The organism is Bacillus sp. CGMCC 1.16607, assembly GCF_042683745.1.
Classification (GTDB): domain Bacteria; phylum Bacillota; class Bacilli; order Bacillales; family Cytobacillaceae; genus Pseudoneobacillus.
In genome coordinates this window covers 1-16296 of record NZ_JBHUJX010000005.1, presented here as the reverse complement: position 1 = coordinate 16296, position 16296 = coordinate 1, and the positions used below count along the sequence as shown (strand labels likewise).

Here is a 16296-nt window from a genome sequence, read left to right as displayed (position 1 = left end):
TTTGAGGGAACAAACCTCACAAATGAATACAGTCTGGTGGCGATGGCGAGAAGGTCACACCCGTTCCCATACCGAACACGGAAGTTAAGCTTCTCAGCGCCGATGGTAGTTGGAGGATCCCTCCTGTGAGAGTAGGAAGTCGCCAGGCAAAAAAAAGAACAACCCATTATGGTTGTTCTTTTTTGTTTTCTATGATTTTCAATTTCTACACTATGATATTATTGAAACAACCCCCATAACTAAAAATTGGATATCGAACCTTATTAATAAATAAAGAAACAAATGAAGTTAAAAAGGGGAGGCTATATTATGGATATAGTAAAAATGGATATCGATCAACTATTAGAAACCACCTCCAATATCTTAGAGGAAGAATGTTATTTTCACATTAAAAAAATTGAAATAGATAAATTACTAGAAAAGACTAGAGATTGGTAATAAAATTCATCTACTTAAGTTGCTTTTTAAGGTATTGAAATATTAAAAAAGGACCTTTATTTAAGCTTATATTTAAGAAATTACTAATAAATGGATAGTCTTTATTAGGCATCGTCTTAATTAATTCACTCCACCATTCGGTTTCATATCGGGCGATCATACTTAAATTATATAAGAGTAAATAATGAATAAGTATTTCAGGATAGTGAATTAATTCATTTTTATAAATTGGAAAGTAGTAGTTATTTTCCTCCAAATTATATTTTAAAGGGGCAGGGTCATCTGCATTTTGATGGTTTAGATTAATTGACAGCCCGCTATTTGGACTTTTTTCAAATTGAACAGGGATCTGTGTCTTTGTTTGATAATAGTCTATAAATCGATCCTCAGTCATATGGAAATAATCTAATATGATGTCTGAAAAACATAAAGAATGATCTTTACGAATCAGCTTTATAAATAAAGATTTTCCATCAAAACTAGAAAATAAATGATTTAGTTCTGGTATTAATTTTAGTAAATCCCCCATGCTCGCTTTTTCTCCTTCTAAATGTTTCATGTGAAACATTTTTTCTGCAATAAATGGAAATAGTCCATGCTTCTGAATTTTTACTTCATCATGAAAAAAATGATATTGCTGCTTCTTTCTTTTTCTAGTAGAAACTCCGTGAGCCAAAACAGAAGAATTTTCTGGGTATGATGGCTGACTTGTTAAAATACAGGCTTTTATTAAATGAACAAATCCATAAAATAATAAAATAGGCTGTATTAGTATAGGTGAGTTAGCCGCTTGGTTATAATAGGTTTGGGCATGCTCAAGATAGTAAATAAATGGATAACAGTTTTCAAAGCTTTTTTGATCAGCATTTTCAATATTAGCTTTTTCATAAGCTTTTTTTAATGCTTTTTGAGTGTGTTCTGCGGATAAAAATATTGAGTAATTAGTCCAGTTTTTATAGTTATGATCCATTTTTATTTGGCCCCTTTAATTATTTGAATAGTGCAAATTATCCATACCTCCTTGACAGTATTTTGTCCAATTGATAACCTACAAATAATATTTTTTTGCACTAAGGGAGGAAAATCGAATGTGGGAAAGTAAATTTGTAAAAGAAGGTTTAACGTTTGATGATGTTTTATTGGTTCCAGCGAAATCAGAAGTACTTCCTAGAGATGTAAGCCTTCAAGTAGAATTAAATGATGGTCTCAAATTAAATATCCCGTTCATTAGTGCAGGTATGGACACGGTAACCGAGGCAGAAATGGCTATCGCTATGGCGAGACAGGGTGGTCTTGGAGTCATCCATAAAAATATGTCCATTGAACAACAAGCTGATTTAGTGTTAAAAGTGAAACGGTCAGAAAGTGGTGTTATCACTGATCCATTTTATTTAACTCCAGATCACCAAGTTTTTGATGCAGAACATTTGATGGGTAAATATCGTATTTCTGGAGTTCCAATTGTTAATAACGAAGAGGAACAAAAGTTAATTGGTATCTTAACCAATCGTGATTTACGATTTATTCAAGATTTTTCAATTAAAATTTCAGATGTGATGACGAAAGAGAATTTAGTCACTGCACCTGTGGGTACAAGTTTACAGGAAGCGGAAAAGATTCTTCAAAGGCATAAAATTGAAAAGCTACCTCTTGTAGATAATAATGGCGTTTTAAAAGGTCTTATTACGATTAAAGATATTGAAAAGGTTATAGAGTTTCCACATTCTGCAAAAGACTCAGTAGGAAGGTTACTAGTCGGAGCAGCGGTGGGGGTTACCTCTGATACAATGAAAAGGGTTGAAATGCTTGTAAAGGCTCATGTAGATGCTATAGTGGTTGATACTGCACACGGTCACTCTAAAGGTGTGTTGGAAACTGTGAGAACGATTCGTGAAGCATTCCCTGCTTTAACGATAATTGCAGGAAATGTGGCAACCGCTGAAGCGACAAGAGATTTAATTGAAGCAGGTGCAGATATAGTGAAGGTTGGTATCGGGCCAGGATCTATCTGTACTACCCGTGTTGTCGCAGGCGTGGGAGTTCCACAAATTACAGCGGTTTACGACTGTGCAACAGAAGCTCGTAAGTATGGTAAATCCATTATTGCAGATGGTGGAATTAAATACTCTGGGGACGTTGTAAAAGCATTAGCAGCAGGCGGCCATGCAGTAATGTTAGGAAGTTTACTTGCTGGTGTTAGTGAAAGCCCTGGAGAAACGGAAATCTATCAAGGTAGACGTTTTAAAGTTTATCGAGGTATGGGTTCTGTAGCAGCGATGGAAAAGGGATCAAAGGATCGTTATTTCCAAGAGGATAATAAGAAGTTTGTTCCAGAAGGAATTGAAGGCAGAGTTCCATATAAAGGTCCTTTAGTTGATACGATCTATCAACTAGTAGGGGGCTTACGTTCAGGTATGGGATATTGTGGGGCGAAGGATTTATATGCTTTAAGAGAAAATGCGCAATTTGTTAAAATGACTGGTGCAGGACTTAGAGAAAGCCATCCACATGATATTCAAATTACGAAAGAAGCACCAAACTATTCATATCAGTCTTAAATACAAAAGCGTCGCGGCTAGGCGCTGGAGATAGACGAAAAAAGGTGGGGAGTCATCTCCCTGCTTTTTTTGTTCCGTTCTTGAGTAAGATAGGACTTGCTATCCTACCTTTTCAAAGGGAGATATGATAAAATAACAAAAGTGTAAAAAATATAGGTGGAGGGGCATAAGGTGAATAATCGATTTTTTAAAAGAACTTATATAGCTAGTTTGATGGCTATTGTTATGATATTGGGCATATTTCAACCTGAAAGGGTTAACGCTGATGCCCAATTAGATGTAAAAGCTGATGCAGCTATTCTAGTAGAAGCATCAACGGGTAGAGTATTATTTGAAAAGAATGCTGATACAGTCCTTGGTATTGCCAGCATGACAAAAATGATGACGGAGTATTTGCTTCTTGAAGCAATAAAAGAAGGCAGAGTGAAATGGGAGCAAGAATATTCAGTTACGGAATATGTTTGGAAAGTTTCACAGGACCGTTCATTATCCAATGTTCCCCTTCGTCGTGATGGAAAATATAGTATTCGTGAACTATATGAAGCAATGGCTATCTATTCCGCAAATGGTGCTACCATTGCGATTGCAGAAACTATTGCGGGTTCTGAAGCTAATTTTGTAAAAATGATGAACGAAAAGGCACAGGAATTAGGTTTAGAAAAATATAAATTTGTTAATTCATCTGGATTAAATAATCGTGACCTTAAAGGGCAGCAACCAGAAGGTACAGGTGCGGAAGAAGAAAACGTGATGTCTGCTCGTGCAACTAGTAAATTAGCTTTTCGTTTACTAAAGGATTTCCCAGAAGTATTAGAGACATCTAGTACAACGAAAAAGAAATTCCGTGAAGGTACAGATGACGAAATTAAAATGGAAAACTGGAACTGGATGCTTCCGACATTAGTATTTGGATATGAGGGAGTAGACGGTCTTAAGACGGGTACAACAGATTTCGCTGGTTATTGTTTTACTGGTACAGCTTCAAGAGACGGTAAACGTTTTATTACTGTGGTTATGAATGCAAAAAATGCCAGTGGTCAAGGAAACTATAAAGCTAGATTTGATGAGACTAGAAAGATGCTCGACTATGCTTTTAGTAACTATTCAATTGAAGAAATTCTCCCTAAAAATGCAAAAATAAAAGGGCAAACAACATTACCGGTTACGAAGGGTAAAGGAAATAAAATTAATGTAATTAGTAAAGATGCAATTGAAATGGTTATTTTGAATGGAGAAAAAGACCAGTATAAGCCAGTTGTTGTTTTAGATAAAAAGAAGTTAAATGATAAAGGTGAACTAACAGCTCCTGTGAAAAAGGGAGATGTGGTAGGATATGTCACCATTGAAGCAAAAGGGGATAAAAAGGTTTCATTTTTAACCGACAATGCGAAGGATCAAATTAAAGTAGATTTGGTTGCCGCAGAAAGTGTAGAAAAGGCGAATTGGTTTGTCTTAATGATGCGAGGAATTGGAGATTTCTTCGGAGATCTTTGGAAAAGTGCTTCATCATTATTTGGATAATGCAGAATAAAAGGATCTTCTGTCTTGACAGGAGGTCCTTTTTATTGTTTATTTACCATTAGGGATATGAATAATTCCGAGTGAATTACTAGTTATAATTGTTTTTACATATAAGACTAGTTATAAATTTCCCTTTTTAAACAGAAGGTAATATCAAAGGGGGCAACATAATGAAAACAGGTACAGATCGTGTTAAACGTGGGATGGCAGAAATGCAAAAAGGCGGCGTCATCATGGACGTAGTAAACGCTGAGCAAGCAAAAATTGCGGAAGAAGCTGGTGCTGTAGCTGTCATGGCTTTAGAACGTGTTCCTTCTGATATTCGTGCAGCTGGTGGAGTTGCAAGAATGGCTGACCCTAGAATTATGGAAGAAGTCATGAATGCAGTCACTATCCCTGTTATGGCGAAAGCACGTATCGGTCATATCGTAGAGGCGCGCGTTTTAGAGGCGATGGGCGTTGATTACATAGATGAAAGTGAAGTTTTAACACCAGCAGATGATGAATTTCACTTGAATAAAAAAGATTACACAGTTCCATTTGTTTGTGGTTGTCGTGACCTTGGTGAGGCAGCTCGCCGAATCGGTGAAGGAGCATCCATGCTTCGTACGAAGGGAGAACCAGGAACAGGGAATATCGTTGAAGCGGTAAGACATATTCGTAAAGTTAATGCTCAAGTTCGAAAAGTAGTTGCAATGAATGAAGATGAGCTGATGACAGAGGCGAAATTATTAGGAGCTCCTTATGAAATCCTATTAGAAATTAAACGTTTAGGTCGTCTTCCAGTTGTTAACTTTGCAGCTGGTGGTGTAGCGACTCCTGCGGATGCAGCATTAATGATGCAATTAGGTGCTGATGGCGTATTTGTGGGTTCTGGTATCTTCAAATCAGATAATCCAGCTAAATTTGCTAGAGCAATTGTGGAGGCTACTACTCATTATCAAGATTATAAATTAATCGCTGAGATTTCGAAAAATCTTGGAAGTGCTATGAAAGGGATTGAAATTTCAAGCCTTGCTCCTTCTGAGCGTATGCAAGATCGTGGCTGGTAAGGAGATTTTCTATGGTGAAAATAGGAGTACTTGCCCTTCAAGGTGCCGTCCGTGAACATGTGCGAGCAGTAGAAGAATGTGGGGCAGAAGCTGTAGTTATAAAATTAAAAGAACAATTAAAAGCAGTAGATGGCTTAATTCTCCCTGGTGGCGAAAGCACAACAATGAGACGCCTTATTGATAAATATGACTTTATGGATGAGCTCAAAGCATTTGCAGTGGCAGGTAAACCAATGTTCGGAACTTGTGCAGGCCTGATCCTTTTAGCTAAAAGAATTGTTGGCTATGATGCTCCACATATTGGTGTTATGGACATTACTGTCGAAAGAAATTCCTTTGGGCGTCAACGTGAGAGCTTTGAAGCCGATTTAGATATTGCTGGAGTTGCAGAGGATTTTGCTGCTGTATTTATCCGTGGGCCACATATTGTAGAAGCAGGAGAAAATGTAGAAGTACTAGCGAAATTTGATGGTCGAATTGTAGCAGCTAGAGAAGGTCAGTTTTTAGGCTGTTCCTTTCATCCAGAGTTGACTGATGATCATCGTTTTACAGCCTATTTTATTAATATGGTTAAAGAATTTACTGGAAATTAATTTGCATTAGTAGTTGCAAATTAAAAATAAATGTAGTACATTAGTAAAAATCATTAATAGTATAAAACGTTGAGAGGAAATAGTACTAAGAATTCGTTCTAAAGAGAGCTGGTGGGTGGTGCAAACCAGAGGATAGAACTTAGGAATCCGTCCTTGAGTAAAGTATTGAAAACTTCCTGTGAGTAAATGCTTTCGGTGAATAGCCGTTATGAATCTAAGAGGAAAGCTTAATGCTTTCAATTAGGGTGGCAACGCGGGTAACTCTCGTCCCTTTATATAGGGGATGGGAGTTTTTTTATTTGGAAAAAAATCATATAGGAGGCGGAAATTATGTTAGACATTAAGCATTTAAGATCAAATTTCGAAGAAGTGAAGAATTTACTTCAGCATCGTGGAGAGGATTTAACTGATTTAGGGAAATTTGAAGATCTAGATACTAGAAGACGTGACCTTATTGTACAATCTGAGCAATTAAAAAGTAAAAGAAATGAAGTAACTCAGCAAGTGGCAGCGTTAAAACGTGATAAACAGGATGCAGATCATTTAATCACGGAAATGCGTGAAGTAGGGGATAAAATTAAGGAGCTAGATGATGAGCTTCGTGGTGTAGAAGAAGTATTGGATTTACTATTATTGAGTATTCCTAACATTCCTCATGAAAGTGTTCCAGTTGGAGAAACTGAGGATGAGAATGTGGAAATAAGAAAATGGGGCGAGATTCGCAATTTTGGTTTTGAACCGAAAGCACATTGGGATGTTGCAGATCATTTAAATATTATCGATTTTGAAAGAGCGGGGAAGGTAACTGGTAGTCGATTTGCTTTCTATAAAGGTTTAGGAGCTAGATTAGAGCGTGCTTTAATTAGTTTTATGCTTGATCTTCATGTTGATGAGCACGGATATAAAGAGGTACTTCCACCTTATATCGTGAATCGTGCAAGTATGACAGGAACAGGTCAGTTACCAAAATTTGAAGAAGATGCTTTTAGAATTGAGAGCGAAGACTATTTCTTAATTCCAACAGCAGAAGTTCCTGTGACAAATTTACACCGCGATGAAATTTTATCTGGGGAAGAATTACCGATCAATTATGCAGCATTTAGCGCTTGCTTCCGATCTGAAGCAGGATCTGCTGGCCGTGACACAAGAGGATTGATTCGTCAGCATCAATTTAACAAGGTAGAGCTTGTAAAATTTGTTAAACCAGAGGATTCTTATGCTGAGCTTGAGAAGCTTACAGGTCATGCAGAAAAAGTTCTTCAGTTATTAGGGCTTCCTTATCGCGTATTGAGCATGTGTACAGGAGACCTTGGGTTTACTGCAGCAAAAAAATATGATATTGAAGTTTGGATTCCAAGCTACGAAACATATCGTGAAATTTCTTCTTGCAGTAATTTTGAGGGCTTCCAAGCTCGTCGGGCAAATATTCGTTTCCGACGTGATCCGAAGGGAAAACCAGAGCATGTTCATACATTAAATGGTTCTGGGCTTGCGATTGGTAGAACAGTTGCAGCTATTTTGGAAAACTATCAGCAAGAAGATGGCAGTGTCATTATTCCTGAAGTATTGCGTCCTTATATGGGGAAACATGAAGTTATAAAGCCTGAATAAAAAAAGTTTAGAAAGTTTGTTGACAGGAAATAATAATAATGATATATTATTTCTTGTCGATACGGAGGAATACCCAAGTCCGGCTGAAGGGATCGGTCTTGAAAACCGACAGGCGGGTTAAACCGCGCGGGGGTTCGAATCCCTCTTCCTCCGCCATCATTTTTCAAAGTATTACCACAGCGCATAATTATTGGAGATATAGAATCCGCTACAATCCGTAGCGGATTTTTTTTGTATTTACGGTTTACCGCTTTAAAGCAGTGGGGGTCAGTCCCCCGGTGCGGGAACGCTTTAAAGTGTTGGGGGACTGACCCCCATCCCTTTAAAGCAAAAAAGTCGCCGAGATTTTTCGGCGACTGTGATTATCTTTTTAGGAGTTGAGTTTGTTTTATGAAATGGGAGACGCGTTCTAGTATAGGTTCGATGGATTGTTCATTTTGTACGACATCGTAATCATTAATATTTAGTCGGAGAACCGGGCATGCGCTAAAGTTGTTAATCCATTCTTCGTAGCGTTGGTGCATTTCTTCCCAATAGCTGACAGGGGTTTGCTGCTCCATTGGACGTCCACGTTCTTTAATACGGTCTAATATATCATCAAGTGAACCTTCTAGGTAAATGAGAAGGTCAGGATGAGGGAAGTAAGGGGTCATAACCATTGCTTCAAAAAGACTTGTGTACGTGTCATAGTCAACTACAGACATTGTCCCCTTTTCAAAATGCATTTTAGCAAAGATCCCAGTATCTTCATAAATGGAACGATCTTGGATAAAACCGCCACCATACTCAAAGATACGCTTTTGCTCTTTAAAACGTTCAGCTAAAAAGTAAATTTGAAGGTGGAAGCTCCAGCGTTCAAAATCAGCATAAAATTTATCTAAGTATGGATTTGAATCGACTTTCTCAAAAGAAGTACGAAAGCCCAGCGCATTCGCTAATGCATTGGTCATTGTTGATTTTCCTACGCCTACCGTACCAGCGATGGTGATCACAGCATTTGAGGGAATCCCATATTTATTTCGAAGATTCATGATTGTAGACTCCTTTTTTAAAAGATGTAGATAATTGTTCTAAAATATAATTCAAATCGCCCTCATTTTTGACGAAGTCAATTTCATCCCCATTAAATCGTAAAACGCGTACCTCAGGATGTTCTTTTTCAAATTTTGTTATCGCATTTTCGTAATCAATGGAAAGCTGCTCTAAATATAAAGGACTAATTTTCTTTTCGAATTCGCGCCCTCTCATCTCAATTCTTTTTAAAAGAGTATCTAGACTGGCATTCAAGTATATGATGACATTCGGTTTGGGCATATCTTCTGTTAAGATTTGATAGATCTTAAAGTACTTTTGGTACTCTATTCCGTTTAATGTACGCTCTGCAAAAATTAGATTTTTTATAATATGATAATCCGCTACAACTGGAATATCTCTGTTTAAATAGTGGTTATTAATATCTCCTAATTGTTTAAAACGATTGCAAAGAAAGAACATTTCTGTTTGGAAGCTCCACTCTTCAATATTCTCATAGAACTTTCCTAAAAACGGATTTTCGTCAACAATTTCTTTTAATAATGCCAGTTGGAAGTGGTTTGAAATGGCTTTGGCGAGAGATGTTTTACCAACCCCGATTGGACCCTCAACCGTTATAAATGGTGTACCTTCCATCGCATGTCCTCCTTCTCCATCTATCTATTTCTAATTTATCAATTATAAAAAATTTTTATGGATGTCGTATTTTGTTAGAAAATAGGTTTCATTTTTTTTGACACAAAATTTATTTTATCACAATATGATTTGGAAATGGGAAGGAATATTTATTGATTTGTTGGAAAAACGAATAAATTTTTAAAAAATATAAATAATTCTGATTTTGAATCTAAAGAAGATAATGTCGAAGAATGTTGGAAGAGGGAAAGGAAAAAGCTAGAGGCAGATTATGCTCCTAGCTTTATTTCATACTAGACTCTTTTTACGACATCGAAATTTCCATCAATTAAAAGCCAGTTTTGTGGGAAAGCAAGGCCTAGCTTCCAATAACTCATGCCTCTCAGTCCTAACTCTTTAATTAAATTAAATTTTGCTTGAATGGAGCGGGCATCTTCGAACCATACCTCGTGACGCTTACCAGCTGAATCTGTATAGTGGAAAAATGGCGCCTGAGCTTCGTAGTCATATTGAATGGAAACATTGTACCTTGCAGCTAATTGAATAGCCTGCTGAGGGCTAACCGCTTTGGCAACTGTTCCTTTCACGAATGGCAATGTCCAATCATAACCATATAAGTTTTGACCCATTAGTATTTTATTAGGAGGAATTTCAGTCACTGCATATTCTAGTACTTTTCTTACTGGTCCAATGGGTGAGACTGCCATTGGTGGACCACCACTATAACCCCATTCATAGGTCATAATCACCACAAAATCAACAATTTGCCCATGTGCTTTATAGTCATGAGCCTCATACCAACCACCTTTTTGGGCAGCACTTGTCTTTGGAGCTAAAGCGGTCGATAATAACCAACCTTCCTGATTAAAGCGAGCCTTTGCTTTTCTTAAAAAGCGATTATAGGCTTCTCGATCAGCTGGACGTAAAAACTCAAAGTCGAAATGGATATCTCTAAAACCGTATTTTTTCGCAGTTGTCACAATATTGTTTAGGAAAGTATCTTGAATGGCCATATCGTTTAAAAGAATTCGACCGAGTTCATCACTAAATTGATCATTTTCTTGATTCGTAATAACCATCATTAACACATTGCGATTTGCTCGTGCAATAGCAGGGAATTCATTTAGTAATGGTTCTTTTAATGAGCCATTTCTTAAGGCTTGAAAGCTAAAAGGAGCTAAATAGGTTAAAAAAGGTCCCGCTTCACGTGCGGCATTTTCTAAAGCAGGTGCCACACTAGTCCCCCTTGGCTCCACATAACCATTAAATTCTCCCTTTTGTTTCTTTTGCGGGGGAATGTATAACCGAAAACCGATTCTTAAAGATTGGTTCAAGGAGATTCCATTCACTCTAGCCAATTCTTGTGGGGTAATACCAAAGCGCCTAGCAATGGAATATAAACTATCTCCACTCTTCACCCAGTAAAAACGGCCAATAATTGGAATAACTAAAGTTTGACCAATAACTAAATCATTAGGATTAGGAACTTCGTTCGCTTCGACAATATCATTAACAGTAGTTCCGTATGTGCGTGCAATCGAAAATAATGTTTGACCTCTCTCGATGACATGAATTTGCATTCTTTGTCCTCCTCATCATCTAAACGTTACAACCATTTTATGAGAGGAGCTAAATAATGATGATATTTTTTTAGTTATATAAATGAGGTAATATCCGCTTTCAGTACATTTTTCATCATCGTAAGGGCATAATTTTGGTCATCCTCGCTAACAGAGGCGATGCAATTAGCAGGAATAATGAGTTTGTATTCGCGCATATAAGCATCATTAGCTGAAAATAGAACGCAAATATTCCCAGCGAGACCTGTCATTACAAGAGTATTTATTTTTAACTGATGTAATAGAGTGTTTAAAGCTGTTCCATAAAAAGCGGAGTGCTTTGGTTTGATTAAGAAGTAGTCATCATCACATGGGCAAAGTTCTTTTAATATGGAACGATTAAGATCATTTTGACAATGGCTAATTATTTTTTCAAGATTTGCCTGCCATAGGTTATAGTGATCATTTACATAAATAATAGGTAGACGGTTATCTTGAAAGTATTTCTTTATGGCTTTTAATGGAGTGATCATGTTAAAGGTTTTTTTTGCTAAAATTTCTCCATGTTCGAAATGAAAGTGGTTAATAATATCGATAATGAGTAAGGCACTCTTTTTAGGATAGGCTGTCATCATATCTCTCCTTTTTGCTATTTTTAATCAGAACGGGTATTTTTATCATGTAGAAATGAAATAGGTGAGAGGTTTTTACCATGTCTGATGAAGTTTATATGAAAGAAGCAATTGAAGAAGCAAAAAAGGCAGAAAGCAGAAATGAGGTTCCGATTGGGGCTGTTATTGTTTTAGATGGAAAAATTATTGCCAGAGCCCATAATCTTCGGGAATGTGAGCAAAATGCCATTGCTCACGCTGAATTATTGGCCATTGATCTAGCTTGTAAAGAAATAAATTCATGGCGTTTAGAAAATGCAGAGCTTTATGTGACTCTTGAACCATGTCCTATGTGTTCAGGTGCCATTATATTGTCACGAATAAAACGTGTAGTTTACGGTGCTTCTGACCCGAAAGGTGGGTGTGCAGGAACATTAATGAATTTATTGCAGGATGAACGTTTTAATCATCAAAGTGAGATTGTTTCGGGCGTGTTAGAAAAGGAGTGCGGATTATTACTTTCAAATTTTTTTCAAGGAATTCGAGCGAGAAAGAAGCGAGAGAAGGCCCAGAGAAAGATTGAATTGGATAAGCATGAAGGAATTAACAATCCATAATGATTGCTTTTTTTCACCAGACTTAGTATACTTGGTTATGCGTCAGTTACGGCGCCTAAAGATGGTTTCAACTTTGCCGTGCTAAGCGGGGAGGTAGCGGTGCCCTGTACTCGCAATCCGCTCTAGCGAGGCCGAATCCCTTCCTTAGGCTCGTACTCTGTAGGGCTGCCTCAAGTAAGTGGTGTTGACGTCTGGGTCCTGCGCAATGGGAATCCATGAACCATGTCAGGTCCGGAAGGAAGCAGCATTAAGTGGACACTCTCATGTGCCGCAGGGTTACCTGGGCCGAGCTAACTGCTTGAGTAACGCCTATGGATACGAGTCGACGGAAGGTGCACGGCAGTTATCCTATCATAAACAAAACTCATTCCTATTTATAGGGATGAGTTTTTTGTATTTACTTTGTAAATTTGAAAAGGGATACTGTATAATAGTAAGGTGTATAAAATAGATAAAAGGGAGGCAATGTGATGAGTTATCAAGCTTTATATCGGGTCTGGCGTCCTCAAAACTTTATTGATGTTGTCGGGCAAGAGCATGTAACGAAGACATTGCAAAATGCTCTCGTTCAAGAGAAAATCTCCCATGCGTATCTCTTTTCAGGTCCTCGTGGAACAGGAAAAACAAGTGCAGCCAAAATTTTAGCGAAAGCTGTGAACTGTGAAAAGTCACCTGTTAGCGAGCCCTGTAATGAATGTCCGGCCTGTTTAGGTATAACCGATGGTAGTATCCCTGATGTTATTGAAATAGATGCAGCATCAAATAATGGTGTTGAGGAAATTAGAGACATTCGGGATAAAGTAAAATATGCACCAAATGTTGTAAAATACAAGGTTTATATCGTCGATGAAGTGCATATGCTTTCCATTGGGGCCTTTAATGCCTTACTCAAAACATTAGAGGAGCCTCCAAGGCATGTTATTTTTATCCTAGCAACAACTGAACCTCATAAAATCCCACTTACAATTATTTCTAGATGTCAACGGTTTGATTTTAAAAGAATCACTCCGCAGGACATTGTAAGACGAATGAAATTGATTGTCGATGAAACGAAGGTTCAATGTGATGATAAAGCATTACATATTATTTCAAGAGCAGCTGAAGGTGGAATGCGAGATGCGCTTAGTTTATTGGACCAAGCTATTTCCTTTAGTGAGGATTCTATAACAATAGAAGATGCTTTAACTGTTACCGGTTCAGTCTCTCAAAATTTACTCAACCAATTAGCATCTGCTATCCTTAAGAAGGATGTAGCTGCGGCTTTAGAAACCGTTGGGGAACTACTTTCGCAAGGAAAAGATCCCGTACGATTCATTGAAGATTTTATCCTCTATTTTAGAGATATGCTTTTGTATAAAGCAGCACCCAACCTAGAGGAAACATTTGAGCGGGTTATGCTAGATACAGATTTTCAGGATCTTGTCGGAAAAATTTCTTCCTCACAGATTTATGAACTAATAGACATTTTAAATAAGACACAACAAGAAATGCGTTGGACCAATCATCCGAGGATTTTCCTTGAAGTGGCCATCGTCAAGCTTACACAAACAGAAGCTAGAGGGGAAAGTAGTACTACTTCTGTTGAAGTCGAGCAATTGATGGTAAAAATAAACCACTTGGAAAAGGAAATTAAATTTTTAAAAGAGAATGGTTCGATGATTCAACAAGAAACCATTCAAGTATCTCAGCCAAAAGCACAACGAAACAACAGAAAAGGTTTTCAAGCTCCGATAGGGAAAATAAATGAAGTTTTAAAACTTGCGACGAAACAAGATTTGCAACAAGTAAAAGGCCAATGGAGCCAGCTAGTTGCTAAATTAGTTCATAATCAAATGAGATCGCAAGCTGCATTATTAAAGGATGCGGAACCTGTTGCAGCTTCTGGAGAATTCGTTATTATAAAATTTAAGTATGAAATCCATTGTCAAATGGCTATGGATAACAATCGTTTTCTAGAAGCAATATCTAGTATTTTATTTGAATTAGTAAGAAAAAATCTAAATGTTGTCGGTGTACCCGAAGATCAGTGGATGTCGATTAGAGAAAGCTTTATCCACGAGCAAAGTGATTCAGAACAAACAAATGAGCAGCAAGTGGAAGATCCGATTATAGCTGAAGCGAAAAAGCTATTTGGTTCTGAGCTTGTTGAAATAAAAGACTAATTGGAGGAATGTAAAGATGCGCGGTGGAATGGGAAATATGCAAAATATGATGAAACAAATGCAAAAAATGCAAAAGAAAATGGAAGAAGCACAAGTAAAACTTGGAGAAGAAAAAATTGAGGGAACAGCTGGTGGAGGTATGGTGACCGTTGTTATCTCTGGTCATAAAGAAATTTTAGAAGTAAATATTAAACCTGAAGTAGTAGATCCAGATGACATTGATATGCTTCAAGATTTGGTGTTAGCAGCAACAAATGATGCCTTGAAAAAAGCAGAAGAATTAACGAATAATACAATGGGACAATTTACAAAGGGGATGAATCTCCCTGGAATGTTCTAGGGGGATCAGAAAATTATGCATTATCCTGAACCGATATCAAAGCTAATCGATAGCTTTATGAAATTGCCAGGAATCGGCCCGAAAACAGCCGCTCGACTGGCTTTTTTCGTTCTAAATATGAAGGAAGATACTGTTCTTGATTTCGCTAAGGCACTTGTTAATGCGAAAAGAAATCTTTCTTATTGTTCCGTTTGCGGGCATATAACAGATCAGGATCCTTGTTATATATGCGAGGATCAAAGACGTGACAAAACGGTTATTTGCGTGATCCAAGATCCAAAGGATGTTATCGCAATGGAGAAAATGAGGGAATATAACGGTCTATATCATGTACTACATGGTGCAATCTCTCCAATGGATGGAATTGGGCCAGAGGATATTAATATTCCAGATTTATTAAAAAGATTGCAAGACGAAACTGTTCAAGAAGTCATCCTTGCTACCAATCCCAATATTGAAGGGGAAGCGACGGCGATGTATATATCGCGTCTTTTGAAGCCATCAGGAATTAAAGTAACAAGAATTGCACATGGTCTACCTGTTGGAGGAGATCTAGAGTATGCGGATGAAGTGACTCTTTCGAAAGCTATAGAGGGACGTCGAGAAGTGTAAATGAACAAACCGGAGGAATCAACCATGTTTTTTCGAAGAAAAGGGTGGCTTCGAAAGGAATATGATTTGAAGCTATTACAACATTTAGATGAAATTAGACAGAATTGGTACAGAGAAAAAAGGTTATTAGAAAAATGTTTGGAACCTTCCGAGGAAGTAATTTGCCAATCCAGGCTTGCAGAAGTTAAATATTTCTTTTTATTAAAAGAGGCAAAAAAGCGACAACTCTCCTTAAATAAGTAATGTTTAATCCCTTTTCGTTCTTTTCTTTCTAGCTTGTACATAAGTTATTAGTAAAAGAATCGACAGGGGTGGTTCGTCTGGAGCCAATTATCATTATTTCAATTATAGGTGGCTTGATTTTACTATTATTACTAGTGGGTACTCCTCTTAAACCAATTAGGTTCATTGGTCAAGGAATCATTAAAGTCTTAATAGGGGCATTATTATTGTTTTTTTTAAATGCCTTTGGAAATCAAATTGGATTACATGTACCAATTAATTTTATTACTTCAGCTATTTCTGGCTTTTTAGGATTACCGGGTTTATTTGCATTAGTGGCTATTCAAACATGGGTATTATAAGAAGAAAGATGAGTCGAGAAGTTCTAATACCTTTCGACTCATTTTATTTTAAAAAACTTAATTAAATGTATTGACTCCTCTATATAGTAGATGTTAATATATAAAAGTTGTCGCAACAAGTTGTTAAAATGAATTACAAAATGTTGTTGACTTCGAGTGAAACAGATGATATATTAATAAAGTCGCTTCTAAGCGAAAGTAATAAATTGCTCTTTGAAAACTAAACAACCAAACGTTAACAAACAAAAAACTTCTATTATAGAAGTAAGCCAGAGTAAACTTTATGAGCTAATCAAACACTTTATTGGAGAGTTTGATCCTGGCTCAGGACGAACGCTGGCGGCGTGCCTAATACATGCAAGTCGAGCGA

Annotated in this window: 17 protein-coding genes, 1 tRNA gene, 2 rRNA genes, 1 other RNA gene and 1 other annotated feature; of the genes, 16 read left to right on the top strand and 5 right to left on the bottom strand. The window is 37.2% G+C overall.

The genetic code is table 11. The annotated features are described in order from the left end of the window. Nucleotides 1-32 precede the first annotated feature (32 nt). Both rrf and ACFSO7_RS01260 read left to right on the top strand, forming a co-directional pair. Nucleotides 33-148 (top strand): 5S ribosomal RNA (rrf, locus tag ACFSO7_RS01265). Between the two features lie 161 nt (nt 149-309). Next, a complete protein-coding gene (locus ACFSO7_RS01260) occupies nt 310-438 on the top strand; it encodes a hypothetical protein (RefSeq protein ID WP_377874621.1) in 129 nt (42 codons plus the stop codon). Nucleotides 439-448: 10 nt separating this feature from the next. Here ACFSO7_RS01260 and ACFSO7_RS01255 read toward each other — a convergent pair whose 3' ends face one another. Next, on the bottom strand, nt 449-1408 hold the full coding sequence (locus ACFSO7_RS01255; protein ID WP_377874619.1) for a YaaC family protein: 960 nt from the start codon (nt 1406-1408) through the stop codon (nt 449-451). Between the two features lie 118 nt (nt 1409-1526). On the opposite strand from ACFSO7_RS01255, the gene guaB reads away from it, so the two are divergent. The 6 genes from guaB to ACFSO7_RS01225 all read left to right on the top strand — a co-directional run bounded on the left by guaB (nt 1527) and on the right by ACFSO7_RS01225 (nt 7929). Then, nucleotides 1527-2996, top strand: coding sequence for an IMP dehydrogenase (gene guaB / locus ACFSO7_RS01250; RefSeq protein ID WP_377874616.1), 1470 nt, complete (start codon nt 1527-1529; stop codon nt 2994-2996). Between the two features lie 213 nt (nt 2997-3209). Further along, nucleotides 3210-4517, top strand: a complete 1308-nt coding sequence (locus ACFSO7_RS01245; protein WP_377874625.1) for a D-alanyl-D-alanine carboxypeptidase family protein — start codon at nt 3210-3212, stop codon at nt 4515-4517. 167 nt (nt 4518-4684) lie between these two features. Further along, on the top strand, nt 4685-5569 hold the full coding sequence (gene pdxS / locus ACFSO7_RS01240) for a pyridoxal 5'-phosphate synthase lyase subunit PdxS (protein ID WP_377874623.1): 885 nt from the start codon (nt 4685-4687) through the stop codon (nt 5567-5569). An 11-nt stretch (nt 5570-5580) separates the two neighbouring features. Then, entirely contained in the window at nt 5581-6162 is a 582-nt protein-coding gene (gene pdxT / locus ACFSO7_RS01235; protein ID WP_377874615.1) for a pyridoxal 5'-phosphate synthase glutaminase subunit PdxT, read from the top strand. Between the two features lie 60 nt (nt 6163-6222). Next, nucleotides 6223-6437: a binding site (T-box leader), on the top strand. 55 nt (nt 6438-6492) lie between these two features. Continuing rightward, nucleotides 6493-7773, top strand: coding sequence for a serine--tRNA ligase (gene serS, locus ACFSO7_RS01230; protein WP_377874613.1), 1281 nt, complete (start codon nt 6493-6495; stop codon nt 7771-7773). Between the two features lie 63 nt (nt 7774-7836). Continuing rightward, nucleotides 7837-7929 (top strand) — tRNA-Ser (locus ACFSO7_RS01225). A 206-nt stretch (nt 7930-8135) separates the two neighbouring features. On the opposite strand, the gene ACFSO7_RS01220 is transcribed toward ACFSO7_RS01225, so the two are convergent. The 4 genes from ACFSO7_RS01220 to ACFSO7_RS01205 form a co-directional block, all read right to left on the bottom strand. Next, entirely contained in the window at nt 8136-8804 is a 669-nt protein-coding gene (locus ACFSO7_RS01220; protein WP_377874611.1) for a deoxynucleoside kinase, read from the bottom strand. Further along, nucleotides 8788-9441 carry a deoxynucleoside kinase gene (locus tag ACFSO7_RS01215; protein ID WP_377874609.1) on the bottom strand — a complete coding sequence of 218 codons (654 nt, stop codon included), beginning with the start codon at nt 9439-9441 and terminating at the stop codon, nt 8788-8790. Before ACFSO7_RS01215 ends, ACFSO7_RS01220 begins: the two co-directional genes overlap by 17 nt. 293 nt (nt 9442-9734) lie before the next feature. Next, nucleotides 9735-11021: a glycoside hydrolase family 18 protein gene (locus ACFSO7_RS01210; protein ID WP_377874607.1), complete on the bottom strand. Its 1287-nt coding sequence runs from the start codon at nt 11019-11021 to the stop codon at nt 9735-9737. A gap of 74 nt (nt 11022-11095) precedes the next feature. Continuing rightward, a complete protein-coding gene (locus tag ACFSO7_RS01205; RefSeq protein WP_377874605.1) occupies nt 11096-11632 on the bottom strand; it encodes a cysteine hydrolase family protein in 537 nt (178 codons plus the stop codon). 80 nt (nt 11633-11712) lie between these two features. Between ACFSO7_RS01205 and tadA the strand changes: the two genes are divergently transcribed. From tadA to ACFSO7_RS01165, 8 genes are all read left to right on the top strand, one after another. After that, nucleotides 11713-12228 carry a tRNA adenosine(34) deaminase TadA gene (tadA, locus tag ACFSO7_RS01200; protein ID WP_377874603.1) on the top strand — a complete coding sequence of 172 codons (516 nt, stop codon included), beginning with the start codon at nt 11713-11715 and terminating at the stop codon, nt 12226-12228. Between the two features lie 76 nt (nt 12229-12304). Then, nucleotides 12305-12568: signal recognition particle sRNA large type (ffs, locus tag ACFSO7_RS01195), an RNA gene on the top strand. 130 nt (nt 12569-12698) lie between these two features. After that, a complete protein-coding gene (dnaX, locus tag ACFSO7_RS01190) occupies nt 12699-14390 on the top strand; it encodes a DNA polymerase III subunit gamma/tau (protein WP_377874601.1) in 1692 nt (563 codons plus the stop codon). A 16-nt stretch (nt 14391-14406) separates the two neighbouring features. Further along, entirely contained in the window at nt 14407-14730 is a 324-nt protein-coding gene (locus ACFSO7_RS01185; RefSeq protein ID WP_377874600.1) for a YbaB/EbfC family nucleoid-associated protein, read from the top strand. A 15-nt stretch (nt 14731-14745) separates the two neighbouring features. After that, nucleotides 14746-15342: a recombination mediator RecR gene (recR, locus tag ACFSO7_RS01180; protein WP_377874599.1), complete on the top strand. Its 597-nt coding sequence runs from the start codon at nt 14746-14748 to the stop codon at nt 15340-15342. 24 nt (nt 15343-15366) lie between these two features. After that, on the top strand, nt 15367-15585 hold the full coding sequence (locus ACFSO7_RS01175; RefSeq protein WP_377874597.1) for a YaaL family protein: 219 nt from the start codon (nt 15367-15369) through the stop codon (nt 15583-15585). 77 nt (nt 15586-15662) lie between these two features. Further along, nucleotides 15663-15926 (top strand): pro-sigmaK processing inhibitor BofA family protein, encoded by a 264-nt coding sequence (locus ACFSO7_RS01170; RefSeq protein WP_377874622.1) that lies wholly within the window; start codon nt 15663-15665, stop codon nt 15924-15926. A 301-nt stretch (nt 15927-16227) separates the two neighbouring features. Further along, nucleotides 16228-16296, top strand: a 16S ribosomal RNA gene (locus tag ACFSO7_RS01165); the annotation flags it as partial.

Coding starts and splice junctions, on each gene's coding strand:
- ACFSO7_RS01175 (WP_377874597.1), top strand. CDS start 15,367: ATGTTTTTTCGAAGAAAAGGGTGGCTTCGAAAGGAATATGATTTGAAG.
- ACFSO7_RS01185 (WP_377874600.1), top strand. CDS start 14,407: ATGCGCGGTGGAATGGGAAATATGCAAAATATGATGAAACAAATGCAA.
- ACFSO7_RS01220 (WP_377874611.1), bottom strand. CDS start 8,804: ATGAATCTTCGAAATAAATATGGGATTCCCTCAAATGCTGTGATCACC.
- guaB (WP_377874616.1), top strand. CDS start 1,527: ATGTGGGAAAGTAAATTTGTAAAAGAAGGTTTAACGTTTGATGATGTT.
- ACFSO7_RS01255 (WP_377874619.1), bottom strand. CDS start 1,408: ATGGATCATAACTATAAAAACTGGACTAATTACTCAATATTTTTATCC.
- pdxT (WP_377874615.1), top strand. CDS start 5,581: ATGGTGAAAATAGGAGTACTTGCCCTTCAAGGTGCCGTCCGTGAACAT.
- ACFSO7_RS01205 (WP_377874605.1), bottom strand. CDS start 11,632: ATGACAGCCTATCCTAAAAAGAGTGCCTTACTCATTATCGATATTATT.
- ACFSO7_RS01245 (WP_377874625.1), top strand. CDS start 3,210: ATGGCTATTGTTATGATATTGGGCATATTTCAACCTGAAAGGGTTAAC.
- serS (WP_377874613.1), top strand. CDS start 6,493: ATGTTAGACATTAAGCATTTAAGATCAAATTTCGAAGAAGTGAAGAAT.
- tadA (WP_377874603.1), top strand. CDS start 11,713: ATGTCTGATGAAGTTTATATGAAAGAAGCAATTGAAGAAGCAAAAAAG.
- ACFSO7_RS01210 (WP_377874607.1), bottom strand. CDS start 11,021: ATGCAAATTCATGTCATCGAGAGAGGTCAAACATTATTTTCGATTGCA.
- ACFSO7_RS01260 (WP_377874621.1), top strand. CDS start 310: ATGGATATAGTAAAAATGGATATCGATCAACTATTAGAAACCACCTCC.
- recR (WP_377874599.1), top strand. CDS start 14,746: ATGCATTATCCTGAACCGATATCAAAGCTAATCGATAGCTTTATGAAA.
- ACFSO7_RS01215 (WP_377874609.1), bottom strand. CDS start 9,441: ATGGAAGGTACACCATTTATAACGGTTGAGGGTCCAATCGGGGTTGGT.
- dnaX (WP_377874601.1), top strand. CDS start 12,699: ATGAGTTATCAAGCTTTATATCGGGTCTGGCGTCCTCAAAACTTTATT.